12 protein-coding genes and 1 pseudogene are annotated in these 17,112 nt (G+C 40.6%); 6 read left to right on the forward strand and 7 right to left on the reverse strand.

Annotated features, from left to right (window positions below):
- Positions 1-307 precede the first annotated feature (307 nt).
- Positions 308-673, reverse strand: coding sequence for a Lin0512 family protein (locus ACFE93_RS29725; RefSeq protein ID WP_375478921.1), 366 nt, complete (start codon positions 671-673; stop codon positions 308-310).
- A 166-nt stretch (positions 674-839) separates the two neighbouring features.
- Positions 840-2,534, reverse strand: a complete 1,695-nt coding sequence (locus ACFE93_RS29730; RefSeq protein ID WP_375478923.1) for a multicopper oxidase family protein — start codon at positions 2,532-2,534, stop codon at positions 840-842.
- 583 nt (positions 2,535-3,117) lie between these two features.
- Here ACFE93_RS29730 and ileS point away from each other — a divergent pair.
- Both ileS and ACFE93_RS29740 read left to right on the forward strand, forming a co-directional pair.
- Complete coding sequence (gene ileS, locus ACFE93_RS29735) at positions 3,118-6,000, forward strand: isoleucine--tRNA ligase (protein WP_375478937.1); 2,883 nt, start codon at positions 3,118-3,120, stop codon at positions 5,998-6,000.
- Between the two features lie 617 nt (positions 6,001-6,617).
- Positions 6,618-7,769 (forward strand): histidine decarboxylase, encoded by a 1,152-nt coding sequence (locus tag ACFE93_RS29740; RefSeq protein WP_375478925.1) that lies wholly within the window; start codon positions 6,618-6,620, stop codon positions 7,767-7,769.
- An 82-nt stretch (positions 7,770-7,851) separates the two neighbouring features.
- On the opposite strand, the gene ACFE93_RS29745 is transcribed toward ACFE93_RS29740, so the two are convergent.
- Together ACFE93_RS29745 and ACFE93_RS29750 are read right to left on the reverse strand one after the other, a co-directional pair.
- The gene (locus ACFE93_RS29745) at positions 7,852-11,226 is read right to left on the reverse strand and encodes an EAL domain-containing protein (protein WP_375478927.1); all 3,375 of its coding nucleotides are present in this window, start codon (positions 11,224-11,226) and stop codon (positions 7,852-7,854) included.
- Between the two features lie 420 nt (positions 11,227-11,646).
- Complete coding sequence (locus ACFE93_RS29750; protein ID WP_292858074.1) at positions 11,647-12,531, reverse strand: ParA family protein; 885 nt, start codon at positions 12,529-12,531, stop codon at positions 11,647-11,649.
- Between the two features lie 178 nt (positions 12,532-12,709).
- Between ACFE93_RS29750 and ACFE93_RS29755 the strand changes: the two genes are divergently transcribed.
- From ACFE93_RS29755 to ACFE93_RS29770, 4 genes are all read left to right on the forward strand, one after another.
- Positions 12,710-12,922, forward strand: coding sequence for a hypothetical protein (locus ACFE93_RS29755; RefSeq protein WP_375478929.1), 213 nt, complete (start codon positions 12,710-12,712; stop codon positions 12,920-12,922).
- 138 nt (positions 12,923-13,060) lie between these two features.
- Entirely contained in the window at positions 13,061-13,471 is a 411-nt protein-coding gene (locus tag ACFE93_RS29760) for a 2TM domain-containing protein (protein ID WP_375478931.1), read from the forward strand.
- Between the two features lie 314 nt (positions 13,472-13,785).
- Positions 13,786-14,109 (forward strand): phasin family protein, encoded by a 324-nt coding sequence (locus tag ACFE93_RS29765; RefSeq protein ID WP_104906051.1) that lies wholly within the window; start codon positions 13,786-13,788, stop codon positions 14,107-14,109.
- 78 nt (positions 14,110-14,187) lie between these two features.
- The gene (locus ACFE93_RS29770; RefSeq protein ID WP_375478933.1) at positions 14,188-14,709 is read left to right on the forward strand and encodes an FKBP-type peptidyl-prolyl cis-trans isomerase; all 522 of its coding nucleotides are present in this window, start codon (positions 14,188-14,190) and stop codon (positions 14,707-14,709) included.
- Positions 14,710-14,822: 113 nt separating this feature from the next.
- Here ACFE93_RS29770 and dnaB read toward each other — a convergent pair whose 3' ends face one another.
- The 3 genes and pseudogenes from dnaB to ACFE93_RS29785 all read right to left on the reverse strand — a co-directional run.
- Entirely contained in the window at positions 14,823-16,166 is a 1,344-nt protein-coding gene (gene dnaB / locus ACFE93_RS29775) for a replicative DNA helicase (protein ID WP_375478935.1), read from the reverse strand.
- 125 nt (positions 16,167-16,291) lie between these two features.
- Entirely contained in the window at positions 16,292-16,750 is a 459-nt protein-coding gene (rplI, locus tag ACFE93_RS29780) for a 50S ribosomal protein L9 (RefSeq protein WP_094352304.1), read from the reverse strand.
- Positions 16,751-16,914: 164 nt separating this feature from the next.
- A pseudogene (locus ACFE93_RS29785) lies at positions 16,915-17,112 on the reverse strand (hypothetical protein); the annotation flags it as partial.

Consider the following 17,112-nt stretch of genomic DNA (forward strand, 5'->3'; position numbering starts at 1 on the left):
ACTTGCGGAAAACACCAAAATGAGAAAGCAAACTGGGGTTTGAATAAGTCAAAGCTCATTTTGCTTGCGGAAAACACTAAAATGAGAAAGCAAAAACAGCTTTTGAATAAGTCAAAGCTCATTTTGAGAAAGCATTTAAGTATTTTGAGAAAGTAAACAGGTATTTTTATAAAGAAATGAGGCTTTTTGATAAAGTAATCAGCAAATATACTTGACAATTAAAAATCGTATCTGCACAAATGAAGTCGGCGGTCGAATAACTTAATAACTTTTCTATAACTTTCTGTTTCTAGAAGAATTACCTCAGCTACTCATCTTCGATTAGAACTGTAACAGCAGCGATCGCAATCAACATTTCGTCATTTTTATCGTTGAGTTCAGGAATCGCCCGCCCTTGAACTATCATCCCCCCAGATTCGACGATCAAAGTTTTTCTACCAAATGGTAGTACAGCTAGTACTTCTTCTTCTCTAACTTGTTCTGGGTATGGCACTGCTACTTGAACTTCTATAATCATTTCATTGGGGTGAGTTAAACCTGCAACTTCCCAAACACCAGGTAAGGCATTGTGAGCGATCGCATTTCGTACTGCCCTAGATGCTGCTACTGTCGGTTCTTGTCCGTGCTGATCTATTCCCATCCCCATCTCGATAATCAAGCGTTTACGCGCCATTACTACCTCCAATAAATCCTGCACCTTTCACTTTATCTTTTTATTGCATAGCAATAGAGGAATTCTCGGATGAATGAAATTGACAAGGAAGGGGGGCTAAACACCCCGTAGCCTCGTAGGGGGGGACATTCGTGAGAGGTTCTTTAAAGATTACTGAATTGGTGTTCTAGGGAGTTGCCACAACTTGAAAGCGTCGCATCATATCGAAGTCTTCGTGTTCCAAGATGTGACAGTGCCAGAGATAATACCCCGGTTTTTCGAAGGTGGCAATGATGCGAACAACTTCACCTGGGTAAACAACTACAGTGTCTTTCCAACCTTTCTCTGAGAGTGGTGGAGGCTCAGGATTGCCGATTAGACCTGCGCTTTGTAGAAATAGCTTAGTCTTACGAGGGTCTTTGATAACTGGGATTGCACTGCCAGCAAAATTCTGTCGATTTAGAATCAGGAAGGAAACCAAATGCAAGTGAATTGGGTGTGGCTCCTGTGTCGTGTTGTATAATTCCCAAACTTCAGTTGTGCCGAGTTTTGGTTTCTCAGTAATTGGCTCGTCATAGCGCAATGAGCCGTCTGCCAATGTACCTTGCTCTAGGAGCTTGCGACCATATTCATCCGTATTTTCAAAAAGAACCAGTTGCCGAGTCAGTCCAGTTTGAGCAGGAGGTGTAATCTTGTTAGGTAGCAACTGTGTTGTCAGTCCATCATTTTCATTAGTATCAACTGTCGCATTTGGAATATTTGAAAAGGGTTGCTCGACCGCAATCTTCATTATCTGACCTGTAAGCTCAGAATCAGCTTTATCATCGAAGTTCCTGATGATGAACTCTTTTCCCGCATCGCCAGTGAAGTCAACAATTACATCAGCACGTTCACCGGGAGCCAGAACTAAATTTTCCAGCGCCACTGGTTTTTCTAATAAGCCTTGCTCAGTGCCGATTTCGTAAAACTTTTCCTTTGAGTCGTTAAAATTTAGATTGTAAAAGCGCGAATTTGAACCGTTTGCCAAGCGTAAACGGTACTTTCTCGGTTCAACCGCCAGCTTTGGCCAGGCCATGCCATTTACTAGGATGAAATGACCGTAGAAATTTGGCACTACACTTGGATATGGAGCATTTGGATAATTTGAACCAGCTGGGTAATAAAGCTGACCCTTCGCAGTAAAATCTCGATCCTGGACGATTAGTTCTTTCTCGTAGTCACCACCAGGCAAAATGTTGCGATTGATTAGATTAATTTCGTTGTTATCCCTCAGCAAATAGAAGCCTGCAAGACCAGCGTATACACTTAAACGATTGTTACTGAGAATGTGGTCGTGATATAAAAGTGTCGCTGCCCGCTTATTGTCATTTGCATAACTATAGTTCTTTTTAACCCAACTGGGCCCGGTTTGGGAAAAATCTTGGGTAAACCAAGCTTCGGAATATCCGTCGCTAGTCCACTCAGTATGACCACCATGTACATGGGTCACTGTAGGTACAAGCCCTTTTTGGAGAGCATTTTCAACCGATTTTGAAATAATGCTCTTGTCTACTGGGAAAATATGTCCGGTTTTTGGTAGTTTGTTGTCCCACAGCACTTCAATCGGTACGTCTTTTCGTGTCACCAATGTGGAACCTGGGTAAGTAACAGCCTTTTGCCCTCTTAAGCTATACCCCCAAACTGTTGTATTCAAGCGTGCATCATCCTTTGTACCATATATGCCATCTGCACCAGGACTGCTATATAGTCCAAGCCATTGCTTGGTTTGTCCCATCTCTACATCGAAGTGACCACCCTTTGTAGCATCTATCCTCCCTAGAGACGGCAGCGAATTGATGAACTTCGGTTGAGTTCTTGGATCTAGCCGCGAATCAGCAGCCATAGTTAAACTCAATCTGGAAAAGATAATTCCAGCCAGTAGTGTTACAATAAAGACAAAAAGGAGATACAGTTTGAAGTTTCGCCTCCACTTACTCGGTAACGATTTGCTAGTCATAATTAATGTACTCCTTCAAAAATTCTTATTGATAGTAAGCTAGTTTTTTGCTAAAAATAATTTTCAGTGTACTTAAATAAAGTTCCGTGAATTACACTTAAAACATACATAACTTATTTAGAACTCAAAAAAAATGATTTATTTTTTGCAATACTTGACTTTCTCTTAGGGAATGTTCTTCTAATTAAACGAAACTTTTGGATAGATAATAGGCGAACCCAGAAAAGTATATTAATTTATGTTGATTAACTCTCAACCTCCGCAAAATTGCTGATTAGTCCCCTAATCGCCTAAAAGCGTTGCAGCTAAATGCAAGGTATGCCGATTTGAAGGGACTGCCTTATCGCTACCAAATCAAGAGATTATGGCAGGAGCCTTCTGTTAGAAAAAGGTAGAATAGCATATTTTGGTTTTGATGCCATCTTCTATAATTGATAAAACCTGCACACCTAATTCTAGGCATGAGACTGTGACCGAACCAGGAAGTTACAAAGATACTGTAAACCTACCCAAGACTAACTTTGATATGCGGGCAAACGCTATCAAGCGTGAGCCAGAAATCCAAAAATTTTGGGAAGAAAATAAAATTTACGATCGCCTCTCCGAAAACAACCCTGGCGAATTATTTATACTGCACGATGGGCCTCCCTACGCTAATGGCTCACTCCATATCGGTCATGCCTTAAATAAAATTCTCAAAGATATTATTAATCGCTACCAAATGTTACAAGGGCGTAAAGTTCGCTACGTTCCTGGTTGGGATTGTCACGGATTACCGATTGAGTTAAAAGTTTTGCAGAACATGAAATCAGCAGAACGGCAAAACTTAACATCTTTACAACTGCGCCAAAAAGCGGAAGAATTTGCCTTAGCTACGGTAAACGACCAGCGCCAAAATTTTCAACGCTACGGTATTTGGGGTGATTGGAACCACCCTTATCTAACTCTGAAGCCGGCTTATGAAGCGGCTCAAATTGGTGTGTTCGGTCAGATGTTCTTAAAAGGTTATATCTATCGCGGTTTAAAGCCGGTTCACTGGAGTCCCAGTTCTCATACCGCTTTGGCTGAAGCTGAGTTGGAATATCCTGAAGGTCATGTTTCCCGTAGTATCTATGCAGCTTTTGCAGTTACCAGTTTGGCGGAAACTGTAAAACCACTGTTGACGGAATATCAGTCAGATTTAGGTGTGGCTATCTGGACGACTACACCTTGGACAATTCCGGGGAATTTGGCTGTGGCGGTAAATGCAGATTTAAATTATGCAGTGGTGGAAGTTTCCCACCCAGAGGAAGAAGCGCAGAGTAATTTCAAATACCTCATCGTTGCTGCTGATTTAGTCGAACATTTATCTTCAACGTTAGGAGTTGAGTTAACTGTAAAAGCCACGTTCAAAGGGAATGATTTAGAACATACTACTTATCGTCATCCTCTATATGACCGCGAAAGTCCGATTGTTATCGGCGGTGATTACATCACTACTGAATCGGGTACTGGATTGGTACATACTGCTCCCGGTCATGGTCAAGAAGATTACATTGTTGGTCAGCGTTACGGTTTGCCTATCCTTGCACCAGTGGATGACAATGGCAACTTTACCGAAGAAGCGGGAGAATTTGCTGGGTTGAATGTGCTGGGTGATGGGAATCAAGCGGTGATTGATGCAATGGCTGCGGCTGGTTCTTTGTTAAAGGAAGAACCATACCCCCATAAATATCCTTATGATTGGCGGACGAAGAAGCCAACAATTTTCCGCGCCACGGAACAATGGTTTGCTTCCGTGGAAGGATTTAGAGAAGAAGCGCTAAAGGCGATCGCAACGGTAAAATGGATTCCAGCCCAAGGTGAAAATCGAATCACGCCGATGGTGGCGGAACGTTCTGATTGGTGTATCTCCCGTCAACGTGCTTGGGGTGTACCGATTCCCGTTTTCTACGACGAAGCCACAGGAGAACCGCTGCTGAGTGAAGAAACTATCAACCACGTCCAAGGAATCATCGCAGAAAAAGGTTCCGATGCTTGGTGGGAACTTTCAGTTGAGGAATTATTACCCGAATCCTATCGCCAAAATGGCAAGTCTTACCGCAAGGGTACAGACACAATGGATGTATGGTTTGATTCTGGCTCATCTTGGGCGGCTGTCGTCCAACAGCGTCCAGAGTTACGCTACCCTGCTGATATCTATTTGGAAGGTTCCGATCAACATCGCGGTTGGTTTCAATCAAGTTTGCTCACCAGTGTAGCGGTAAATGACATTGCGCCTTACAAAACTGTGCTAACTCACGGCTTCACTTTGGACGAACAAGGCCGAAAGATGAGTAAGTCAGAAGGAAATACTATCGATCCAAATACAATCATTGAAGGCGGGAAAAATCAAAAAGTAGAACCGCCCTACGGTGCAGATGTATTGCGATTGTGGGTATCATCGGTTGACTACTCCGGCGATGTTCGCATTGGCAAAAACATCATTAAGCAAATGAATGATGTTAGAGGGAAGATTCGCAATACGGCGCGGTTTTTGTTGGGTAGCTTGGATGATTTTGACCCGGAAAAAGATGCAGTTCCTTTTGAGGAATTGCCAGAACTTGACCGTTATATGCTGCACCGCATCACCGAAGTATTTGAGGAAGTCACTGAAGCCTTTGAGAATTTCCAATTCTTCCGCTTTTTCCAAACAGTGCAGAATTTCTGCGTGGTGGATTTATCCAACTTTTATTTAGATGTGGCCAAAGATAGATTGTACATCAGTACAAAGGATGCTTTCCGCCGTCGCAGTTGTCAAACAGTGCTGAAGATAGCAATAGATAATTTAGCACGAGCGATCGCACCAGTGTTATCTCACACCGCCGAAGATATCTGGCAATATCTCCCTTACAAAACACCTTACAAATCAGTGTTTGAAGCTGGTTGGGTACAGGTTGAGGAAAAATGGCGTAATCCAGATTTAGCGGAATTTTGGTCAGTGCTGCGACAACTCCGCACCGATGTTAATAAGGTGTTAGAACAAGCCAGGATAGAAAAACTCATTGGTTCATCCTTGGAGGCGAAGGCTTTGATTCATATACCTGATAAACAATTAGGTGATGCTATCAAAGCCTTTAACCCTGTTAAGGGTAACGGGATTGACGAACTGCGGTATTTATTGCTGACTTCCCAAGTGGAATTATTAGATTCTGCTCAAGGATTACAAGGATTGAAATATACAGCACAGACAGAAGACTGGGGAATTGGTGTGGTGAAAGCAGATGGGCAAAAATGCGATCGCTGTTGGAACTACTCTATTCATGTGGGAGAATCAGCAGAACATCCCTTAATTTGCGAACGGTGTGTTGCAGCCTTAGCTGGAGAGTTTTAAAAGCAAAATTCCACGGCACTAGCAAACTATAAATGGCTAAATGCACTAACAGCAGTTTTCTTTTACATGAAGTACAAAACTATAGAATTTGAGGCAAAAGACAGAAACAAGGAAGTAGAAACTCTTGATGTTTGATGCGTGAGTCCTGCATTTTGTACCTCATCTACTGAAAAACTGCAAGAATATAGAGACGAGCAGTGCTAAGTCTCTATTAAAGTTCTGTATAACTGATATTTAATTTCTGGAAATCTCTTTTTAGCATGATGAAGTCCGCATAAGCGGACTTCGCTGTATAGCCTAGTCATTCCCAGAAATTACGCAACTAGCACAAAGTTAAATATGTAATTAAATCAGGTTGCAGTCAGCGACTGAAAAAATATTTTATGTAATACGCATTCTGGTTATTTCGTATTATAGCAGAAGTTCCAAGTGTAATATACTCCAGCAGCAAAAAATTGGGTATTATTACTGAATGTTTATCAGTATTTTCACTGTATTATCTTCTATTAAAGAGCTGAATGGGGTCATTATTAAAAAAAAATAAAGGTATGGATTAATACGTGTAATCTCGTTTAAAACATCCATTAACTCAATCAAAATTTAAGAGATACAAAGATATGTCAAATAAAGTTGCTAAGGAATTGGCTGATTTTCTGCTGCAAATAGAACAGCGATCGCAGTTTCATACAGGCTATCCATATAATTTAAGTTGTGATTATAGGGCGATCGCAAAATTTTTCAATTTCCTGTTAAATAATGCTGGAGATCCATATATTGAACCAGATTTTGGTCTCCATTCTCGTAAGTTTGAGCAAGAAGTATTATCTTTTTTTGCCCACCTCTATAAAATCCCAGAAAATCAGTTTTGGGGTTATATTACTGCTGGCGGAACTGAAGGTAATTTCTATGGGATCTTTTTAGCAAGAGAAATCTACCCTCATGGCATTCTTTACTCATCACAAGACTCTCATTACTCAATACCCAAAGCAGCAAAACTATTCCGCATCCAACATAATATTGTTCACTCACAAATTAATGGAGAGATGAATTATGAACATTTTGAAAAACTCATTAGCGAAAATCGTAATTATCCTGCGATCGTCAATTTAAATATTGGGACTACTGTTAAAGGTGCAATTGATAACTTAGACAAAGTTATCGAAATTTTAGAGCGCAATCAGATTAAAGATTACTACATTCATTGTGATGCTGCCCTTTCAGGATTAATATTACCCTTTCTAGATGGCGCTCCGCAAGTTCACTTTCAAAAACCCATAGATAGTATAGCTATTTCTGCTAAATTCATTGGTTCTCCCTTGCCTTGCGGTGTAGTTTTAACCAAGAAAAAATGGGTAGAAAAAGTTGAAACAGCAATTGAATATATTGGTTCATCAGATACAACAATTCTTGGTTCTAGAAACGGTCATACCCCTCTGATTCTCTGGTATGCAATGCAAACAAGAGGTTATGATGGATTAGCGAAAGAAGCAAAGACCTGTATAGATAATGCCCAATATCTTTTTCAACAACTTAAAATCAGAGAATATCCATGTATGCTCAATAAATTTTCCAATACCGTAGTGTTTCAAAAACCTTCTCAAAGGTTAATTAAAAAGTGGCAATTAGCAATTTTTGAAAATTGGGTACATATCGTAGTCATGCAAAATATTGATCGGCACAAAATTAATACTTTTGTTAACGAACTGTTATTAGAAGAAGGATTGCTTGATAATGTAGATAATTTTCAGCTACAGTCAGCACTACACTAAGAATATATTGCCAAGTGAAATTAATCACCCAGTTTAACAAGGTGTTTCTTTAAACAGAATTTGCTCCCAAGATTTTATCTTTTTAAAAAGTTTTTCCGCGCAAGTTAGCAGCAAGGAGTATTTCTACTTCTGCCCGTTCCATAGGTGGTAAGAAAAAATACCCTTGCCCATAATCACATTGTAAAGCTTTCAATTGTGCTAATTGGTCTACAGTTTCTATGCCTTCTGCTGTTACAGACATATTTAAATTATGGGCCAATGTCACAATCGCTCGAATAATTTCTAAATTTTCTCCTCGACTACCTATACTGGTGACAAAAGAGCGGTCAATTTTAATGGTTTTAATTGGTAGGCGATGTAAATAACTTAATGATGAATAGCCAGTCCCAAAATCATCCATGTGCATCTCAACATTCAGCGCTGTTAATTGGGAAAGTACAGTGGTAGCTAATTCAAAATTATCCATCAATAAGCTTTCAGTAATCTCCAATTTCAAACAGCATGGCTCAAGTCCAGTTTGCTGCAAAATATGTTTAACCTGTTTAAACACACCAGGTTGCGTGATTTGTTTACCAGAAAAATTTACGCTAATTGTCAGAGGTTGTGAGGTAGGAAATTGTTTATGCCATTTGTGCATTTGGTAACAGGCTTCATAAAGCACCCATTGCCCGATACTAACAATCATTCCAGTTTCCTCAGCCAAAGGAATAAAATCTTGAGGGGAAATAAGTCCTCGTTCTGGATGATACCAACGTATCAGTGCCTCAAATCCAATAATTTTGCCAGTTGTTAGTGAAACAATTGGCTGGTAATCAAGGCGAAATTCTTCTTGCTTGAGTAGCGCATTTCGCAGAGCAGTTTCTAACTCTAAGAGCAAAGCTGCACCCTCGTGCATCTTTGGGTCAAAAACCTCATAACGTGCCTTACCAAGTGATTTGGCACAATACATTGCCACATCAGCATCGCGTAGAATCTGCGCTGCTTGCTCATAATCTACTCTACTCAAAGCAATGCCAATACTAACATTAGTAAACACCCGATGCTCATTTAATTGAAATGGTAAAGCTAACACCTTTTTAATTCGCTCGGCGACCTGTATTGCGGTGTTGATATCCTCAATTTCCTCAACTAAGATTGTGAACTCATCTCCGCCAAAACGGGCAACTATGTCTCCACCCCGCAGAACTGACTTTAGCCGATGAGAAATTGCAATCAAAAGTTGATTTCCTAATAGATGTCCCAGGCTATCATTCACAACTTTAAAACGGTCTAGGTCTAAGAATAGTACAGCAAATAAATAATTATTTTGCTGTTTAGCCTGTTCTATTGCCTGCTGCACCCGCTCCAGAAATAATCGTTGATTAGGTAATCCAGTTAGCCCATCATGAAGAGTGTTGTGCAGTAATTGTTCTTGTGCTTCTTGACGTTTAACAATATCTTGTTGAAGTTGTTGATTAACTCTAATCAGTTCAATAGTGCGTTCTAGCACCAACTGCTCAAGCTGATAACGATATTGGACTAGTTCTTCCTCTGCTAGCTTCCGCTTAGTTATGTCACGGACAATAACAATATACTCCCGTAGCAGAGAATTAAATGGCTGTGAAATCGTCGATTCAACAATTCGCAAACCTTGGTTAATTTTCAAGCTTTGCTCACTCCTAATAGACCATTGCTCCGGTTTGCCACGATAGCATGTTAGAAGTTGATTCAAGTTTTGCCCAAGTAACTGCTGAATACTTGTTTGAAATAATTCTTCAGCAGCAGCATTTGTCTGAGAGATTGTACCATCTTCATCTAATACTAAAACAGTATCTGGAACAGTATCGAGAGTAGTAATAAATAGGTTTCTTGCTTGTTTGCGTGCTTCATCAATAGCAATAATTTGTGGTAAAGTTGTCCAGCAAGCGATCGCAACCCCTGTAAAAGAAAGCGTCACTAATAAAATCGCTAGGAAATAATTTTGAGGATGATTAGAAAGTCTATCTAAAAAATCGCGAATAACCCAACTGATTGTGGCAGTAATACAAATCAATGATACTAAAACAATCACTTGTAAAACTACAAAGTCTGGATTGTTTCTATTGGGCTTAGTATCGTAACGCTGTGTCCACCAATTTGGGTGTAATGGTGCAAATCTTAACCGATGTAGCACTAAATCTCCAATCGTCAAAATAATGGGTAATAATAATCCCACTAAGAAATCTCTCCAGTTCCAAGCTAAACCTCCCATTATTAGAACTACCGCTTCTAACAAGAAAAAACCAAGTGACCACCAAGGCCATAACACGTATGGTTTGCCACGACACATCCATAATCCCAGATGTAGTCCCATAATGGACATAAGATAACAGGTGCCTGCTACTGTAACAAGTTGAGATATATTTCCCAAATTTAGACAAAGTAAACTTAGTAGAAAGGTCAATAAAATAGCAGGGCCAAGGACACCTTGACGGGAAATTAATGCAAATATAGGAGAAAGCTGTCTGTCTAAGGCAAGCTGGTATAATATCCGAGGACAGTTAGAAACTGCTGTAGCAGAACTTAGAAGGCAAGATATAGTAATCAGAAGTGTTACTAGAAAAGAGGCAGATTCACCCCAAAAAGGCTTAGAAGCCGCTACTAGATTTAAGAAAGCATCATCACGTATTGTAGGATTTTGAGTAGAACACATTAATACCCAAGAACCACCTAGAAACACCGGAGGAATTAACCAAGCAGCTACGGTTAAAAACTTTAAAGTTTTATATGGGTGGCGACTATCAGCAACAAAAGAAGAAGTGGTTTCACAAGCATAAATTGAATAACTAGCTAGAAAAAACCACTTTGCCCATTCTTGGAAGCTCAGGCTATGTGTGCTAGTTGGGAGAAAATTAAAATTAGCAGATGAGAAGGCTAACCATAATACGCCTTGAACACAAAACAATAACAGTAATAAAATCGCTGGTAATACAAAAAATAAATGCAGGAGCGCCAAAGCACGGGTACCACTGAACGCTAAAATAAAAGGAATTGCTGTAAATAAAACTTTTAACAAAGTTTCTGGACAAGAAATACCTAATGTTTCAAAATTGACTTTAATTAAATTAGTGAGAATTATCGCATACAGTGCCGGTGCTGCTGCCCAGCTAAAAAAGTATCCTAATGCTACGTAACGGCCTAAGCCAGGAAAGTTCTTTAATAGCCTTGTGGTATAGTTTGGTGTTCCTCCAGCAACATCTGACCAATGCCTACCTAGACTTTGTACCTGCAAGTTAAGCAAAAAGGAAATAATCGTGCCAAAAAACCAAACTAAGATAGCTTTCGGCCCTAACGCTGCATGAATGATGGGGGCAGTACCAATCCATCCAACATGACCAGTTAACCCGAAACCCCAGGTTTCAATATAACTCAGAGTCCGTGGTAGGCGCATTAGCAAGTGCTGATTGTTCTGTACCCGTGCAGAATCGTTACTAACCATTGTTTCTTAGTGAGATTTACTGACCTTTTCACTCAATAGCTGAATCTCACTAATTATAGCTTCCGTATAACTGCTGAACTTTAAGAAAAGATAACTTATTTATTACTGAATTGTAGATTTTGGATTTTAGATTGACCTTATGCCTAAAGAGTTTTCTTGAATAGAGAATTTTAAATTGGGGATTTGAGATTCATTCCATATAGCTTGTTTCTCATCGAGTAAGTATAAATTCTCTTTCTTCAGACCTTTATAAAAATTGAAGTTCAGATTTGTGACCTACTTAATAGACATAGACATCTCCAAAAATAAATTATTCATTGCTTGAAACCCTTGTAAAGACGTAGCATTACTACGTCTTTACATTCATATCTCTAATTTAATAAATCGGAAATCATGTTGTTCATCAATGATTAACTAAAGCTATAGCTTTTGCAACAACTCCTGAGTTAATTGCAAGAAAGCCTTTGAACCTGCTGATTGGGGAGCATTTAAAACAGCTGGTATAAAACTATCAACAGCCTTAGCAACGTTGACATCAACTGGTATTTGTACCTTACAAATTTTTTCGACACCAAAATCTTCTACAACGCGGTGCATTACTTGTTTATAATATCTGCCAGTGAGCAGGTTAGCGCTGGACATACTAAATACAATTCCTAGCATTTTTATGTCTATCTTAGTTTCATGTCCGTGACTATCTTTTAATTGGGCAATCCGCCTTTCTAGGAGTTGAATACCCACTACAGATAAAGGTTCTGGTTTCGCAGGAAGTATGTAGAAATCACTGGCAGCTAAAGCGCTACGAGTTAATAGATTATAGCCAGGGGCGCAATCGAGAAGGATAAAATCATATTCTTGACGTACTGGTTTTAAGATGTTATTAATCAAGACTCTTTCAAAGCGATTCCAAATCGTTTCAAAGTCCTGTTCGCCTAAAGCAGTTGCTTGCTGATGCAGCATTTCCGAAACAACAAATTCATCATATAAATCGATATCTCCCGGTAATAAATCTAGTCCGGGAAGATTACAAACCTGGGATTGAACAATATCCTGAATTGTGAGTTTTGCTTGTGGGTCTGGATTGATAACTTCGTCTATCAAATACCTAAACGTCTTACTTTGTTTACGAAGCTTGGCAAAATCTAAAGGCGACATCAAACTGAGTGTGGCGCTAATTTGGCTGTCTAAATCAAGGACAAGCACCCGCTTGCCATGATTTTTAGCTAAACAAGTAGCTAAGTTGACCGTGAGGGTGGTTTTACCAACACCACCTTTCATATTGGCAGTAGCAATTACATATCCCATTGATTGAGTCCTCTATTGACGCATTCCCACTAGTCTGTCAAGAAATAATTGAGGGGTGCGGATTGTTTGTAGTTAGCGCTAAAGCACAAACTACGAACCGATCAAATCAAACTTGACAGACTACTAGGTAACGTACACCGCTGCTGATATTTTAAATCTTCCATTAAATTTAATATTTTTGGAAATTCAAAAGAGTGATTTTAGCAATGTTTACTCGATTGAGGCAGCAAAATGTAGTTGGGTCTTTACCTGGAATCGGTCTACCAGCCTCCTGTACCGCAGAATGCATCTTTTTGCTAATAATCTTTGGCTTAATGCCGTAACAGCGATCGCTCTTATCAAAGCAATTATAGAGGTATTGACAAATACAGTAGCCCTAAATCAATTGTGAGAAAATAATAGTGTTGTGAATATCACTAAGTATTAAGTGCGAAATGTGGATGCATTTGCTAATTGAATTGAACGAAGCCAATCGATAATTTCGTGAAATCAAAGGCGCATTTACACACAAATCTATAAGGTAATTAAAATGACTTACGATTCAGAAGATGTGCAACAAATCTTGCAAAAAGCACTCACTCGTAAACAGGAAGGTGAATTTTCACGAGAACAGCTTTTAGAAATGGCATCTGAGTTAGGTATTTCTTCTAATATTTTGGAAACAACTGAACAAAAGTGGTTGGCTCAACAAGAAGAGGAACGTTCGCGACACACATTTAATACTTTCCGACGCACAGCCTTTTGGACACACTTTGTTTCTTTCCTAGCGGTGAATTTATTCCTCATTCTCTTAAATTTCATCACTAGTCCTAGTTATTTTTGGGCTATTTTCCCAATATTAGGATGGGGGTTAGGACTATTTTTTCATTGGTGGAGTGTTTATCAGAGTAAATCAGAGGATTACGAGATCGCTTTTCAGAAATGGCGTACACAAATTTAACTTCTCCTTTAACGATCAATCTTGGATATTCAGCACTCTCTAGATAAAATCTTCCCGTGAACTACTCACATTCACCACAAAGGATGAGTGTGAGTTTTGTAATTTATAGGGAATTGCCTGTGACATCGCAAAATAGATAAATTTGGGCAACCTTAAACTTGAGGAGTTGTATAATCACGCCCTTTGATCCTTATCCTTGTGCTTGCGAATTTGCCAAAATAGAGCTGTAGGCTAGAATAACTACGCTTTAAGAAGCTTGATTGCCTACATTCAGGAGTAAGGGTTGGCTGGTTAATAAGTAAGAGGAAGGGAGTATGGACAACAACAACTGGTTGCAACAGCTAATGATGGTCGGTCTTGGCACAACGTCTATAGTCGCAGAAAAACTGCGGCAAGTCAGCGATGATTTAGTTAAAGATGGCAAGCTCAATCCTGAGCAAGCCAAGGCAGTAATAGATGATATTGCCCAGCAGTTAAAGTCGGAACAGGGAAACTTGGATGTCCAAATGCAACGGCAAATGCGAAATATGATGCAGGATTTGGGGGTAGCTCGCCAGTCGGAAGTGGACGAACTCAGGGGTAGAATTGACCGTTTAGAGCGTCAATTACGCGATTTAGAAAATAAGCTTTGGCGTTAGAATGCCCTTTCTGATTTAAACTAAATGTGTCCTGTTGGTAATCTTTTTGCCAGGATACCTAAGTAAGGAGAACTGATTTTGAAACCAATTTTCCTCAGCGTGGCTTTCATGCTGGTGTGTGTTGTGCTTTTGGTTGTGGGGCAAGTAGGCAGTAAACAGAATACTGCCATTGCTGCCGAGTTAACCCAAACGCCGCCAGCGTCCACAACTGTAACTGAAAACAATATCTTAATTGCGAGTAATACTATGTCTGATGCTAATGCCGTAACCACTCCCTCTGGATTAAAGTATGTGGAGTTAAAAGAGGGGACTGGGGCGACTCCTAAACCTGGACAAACGGTTGAAGTTCATTATGTCGGCACTCTAGAAGATGGTACTCAGTTTGATAGTTCACGCGATCGCGGCCAGCCCTTCAGCTTTAAAATCGGTGCTGGACAGGTAATCAAAGGTTGGGATGAAGGACTTAGTACCATGAAAGTAGGCGGTCTTCGTAAGTTAATCATCCCATCTGAGTTAGGCTATGGCGCTCGTGGCGCTGGTGGCGTGATTCCACCCAATGCAACTCTAATTTTTGAAGTGGAATTGCTGGGAGTTAAGTAAAAACTAGGGCATTGGGGAGCCAGTGCTGTGGGCGGGTTTCCCGACTTGAGGCGACTGGCGTCATTGGGCATTGGCTTCTCCCAGTCTCCCATTCCCAGTCCCCAATTCAATGGCTAAATTTTTAAATTTTGAAACTTTGTAAATTGTGGATTAAACAAAAGTTTCGCAGTACCTGTAGGCCCATTGCGGTGTTTAGCTATAATCACTTCTGCAATTCCGCGATCGGGAGTATCGGGAGAGTAATATTCATCGCGGTATAACATTATTACTAAATCGGCGTCTTGTTCAATACTTCCGCTTTCTCTCAAATCAGATAACATCGGACGCTTGTTAGTGCGTGCTTCCACCCCTCGGCTCAACTGAGATAAAGCAATTACTGGTACAGATAATTCACGCGCTAAACCTTTGAGTTGACGCGTAATTTTTGATAATTCTTGTACGCGATTATCACCTGCTCCTTCCATCAATTGCAAGTAATCTATTACAATTAATCCTAATTCAGTTCCAATTTCAGCTTGCAGTCTTCTTGACTGACTACGCATTTGTGTAACTGTAATATTCGGCGTATCATCAATATAAATTGGCATCTCGGAAAGGATATCAATAGCACGGCTTAAAGGTTCCCACTGGGTTTGACTGAGGCGACCAGTCCGCAGATAACTACTTTCAATTTGCGCTTCGCTAGCTAATAACCGTTGCGTGAGTTGCTCTTGTGACATTTCTAAGCTGAAGAAAGCAACTGGTAATTTATAAGAAGCGGCGATGTTATGAGCTAGGTTCAAGCAGAAGGCCGTTTTTCCCATTGATGGTCTGCCAGCAACAATAATCAAATCAGAACGCTGAAAGCCGCTAGTCATCGCATCTAAATCGTAAAATCCACAAGGTATACCAGGTAAGGCGATGCCTTGATTTCGATTCTCAATATCCTCGAAATTATTAATTAGAGTCTTAGAAATGTGAACTAAACCCGATTGGGGACGTTCTTGAGTAACTCCAAATACTTTCTGTTCTGCCTGATCTAAAACGGTTGGTAACTCAGTTTCTGTCTCGTAACCAAGATGTACAATTTCATTGCCAGCTTTAATTAACTGTCGCCGCAGGTATTTGTCCATCACTAACCCTGCCAAGGCGTCGATGTTTACGGCTGACACTGTGCGGTCTACCAGAGTTGCTAACTTATTTCTGCCACCAATGCGGGCTAGCATTTCATGGTCAGTCAGCCAACTGGTGACTGAGAGCAAATCTGTGGCTTTACGTTGGGCGTGGAGCCTCACAGCTGCTTGATAAATATCTTTGTGAGCGCTAATGTAAAAAGCTTCGGGAAGGAGGCGATCGCTAACTCGACTAATCGCTTCTGGATCTAGCAAAATACCCCCCAAAATCGCTTCTTCCGCCTCAATATTTTGTGGTGGGAGGCGATCGCTACCTAGCCCTTGAAAACTCAATTCTTCAGCCATAAACGATTTTAGTTTTGAGATTTTGCTAGAGACGCGATTAATCGCGTCTGTACAGGAGCTAGGAGTTAAAAGTTACGAGTTTATCTTGTTCCCTCATTCCCTCATCCCTTCGTACCTCTGGTGAGTTAGCTAGCGACTACTTGAATATCGACTTGCGCCGCTACTTCCGAATGCAGCTTAATTTCGGCTTGATAAGTACCAAGGTGGTTAATATCGGGGATGGTAATTCCACGCCGATCGATTTCCTGACCGGTGGCTGCCTTAATTGCATCTACAACGTCTTGGGTGGTGATAGTACCGAAAATTGCTTCGTTTTCACCAACTGGCTTGGCAATTGTCAAGCTGCCAACTTTTTCTAAAGATTCTTTTTGCTCAAGAGCTTGTTGTCTGAGTTCTAATTGCCGTTGACGCTCTTGCTCCCGACGGCGTTCTACTTGCTTGAGAATACCAGGAGTGGCATTGGTTGCCAATTTCTGGGGAATCAGATAGTTACGAGCGTAGCCAGGAGCTACTTCCACTAAGTCGCCAGATTTTCCCAGCTTGCTGATATCCTGATTTAAAACTAACTGCACGCGTTTCGCCATCGTTTTTCGTTTTTCCTGTAAAATCTGATTAATTTGGGTGGGTTTGGGCAGCATAGCTCACTAAAACAGTGCTGTTAGCTTTCTTCTCTACGAGAGGCTGCGCCAACGGGGCGTTGAGCCAGTGCTGAGTAAAGAGTCCTGAATAACGAGTGTTTTTTCAGAACTTAGAACTCCTGAAATGAGTATATTGTCCCAAGTAGCTTTGCCCATACCCTAAAGCTTACAGATCCTAGCGAAAGGAAGGGTGCGATCGCAACTATTAGCGCTAGAAAGTTGGAGCAGGGGAGCAGGGGAGCAGGGGAGCAGGGGAGCAGAGGAGAATAATTAATACCCAATCCCCCATGTCCAATCCCCAATGACCA

Origin of the sequence: uncultured Nostoc sp. (assembly GCF_964247315.1) — a bacterium.
Classification (GTDB): domain Bacteria; phylum Cyanobacteriota; class Cyanobacteriia; order Cyanobacteriales; family Nostocaceae; genus Nostoc.

Excerpts from the sequence above, each read along its gene's own strand:
- ACFE93_RS29725 (WP_375478921.1), bottom strand. The coding sequence starts at position 673 with ATGGCGCGTAAACGCTTGATTATCGAGATGGGGATGGGAATAGATCAG.
- ACFE93_RS29730 (WP_375478923.1), bottom strand. The coding sequence starts at position 2,534 with ATGGCTGCTGATTCGCGGCTAGATCCAAGAACTCAACCGAAGTTCATC.
- ACFE93_RS29740 (WP_375478925.1), top strand. The coding sequence starts at position 6,618 with ATGTCAAATAAAGTTGCTAAGGAATTGGCTGATTTTCTGCTGCAAATA.
- ACFE93_RS29745 (WP_375478927.1), bottom strand. The coding sequence starts at position 11,226 with ATGGTTAGTAACGATTCTGCACGGGTACAGAACAATCAGCACTTGCTA.
- ACFE93_RS29750 (WP_292858074.1), bottom strand. The coding sequence starts at position 12,531 with ATGGGATATGTAATTGCTACTGCCAATATGAAAGGTGGTGTTGGTAAA.
- ACFE93_RS29760 (WP_375478931.1), top strand. The coding sequence starts at position 13,061 with ATGACTTACGATTCAGAAGATGTGCAACAAATCTTGCAAAAAGCACTC.
- ACFE93_RS29765 (WP_104906051.1), top strand. The coding sequence starts at position 13,786 with ATGGACAACAACAACTGGTTGCAACAGCTAATGATGGTCGGTCTTGGC.
- dnaB (WP_375478935.1), bottom strand. The coding sequence starts at position 16,166 with ATGGCTGAAGAATTGAGTTTTCAAGGGCTAGGTAGCGATCGCCTCCCA.
- rplI (WP_094352304.1), bottom strand. The coding sequence starts at position 16,750 with ATGGCGAAACGCGTGCAGTTAGTTTTAAATCAGGATATCAGCAAGCTG.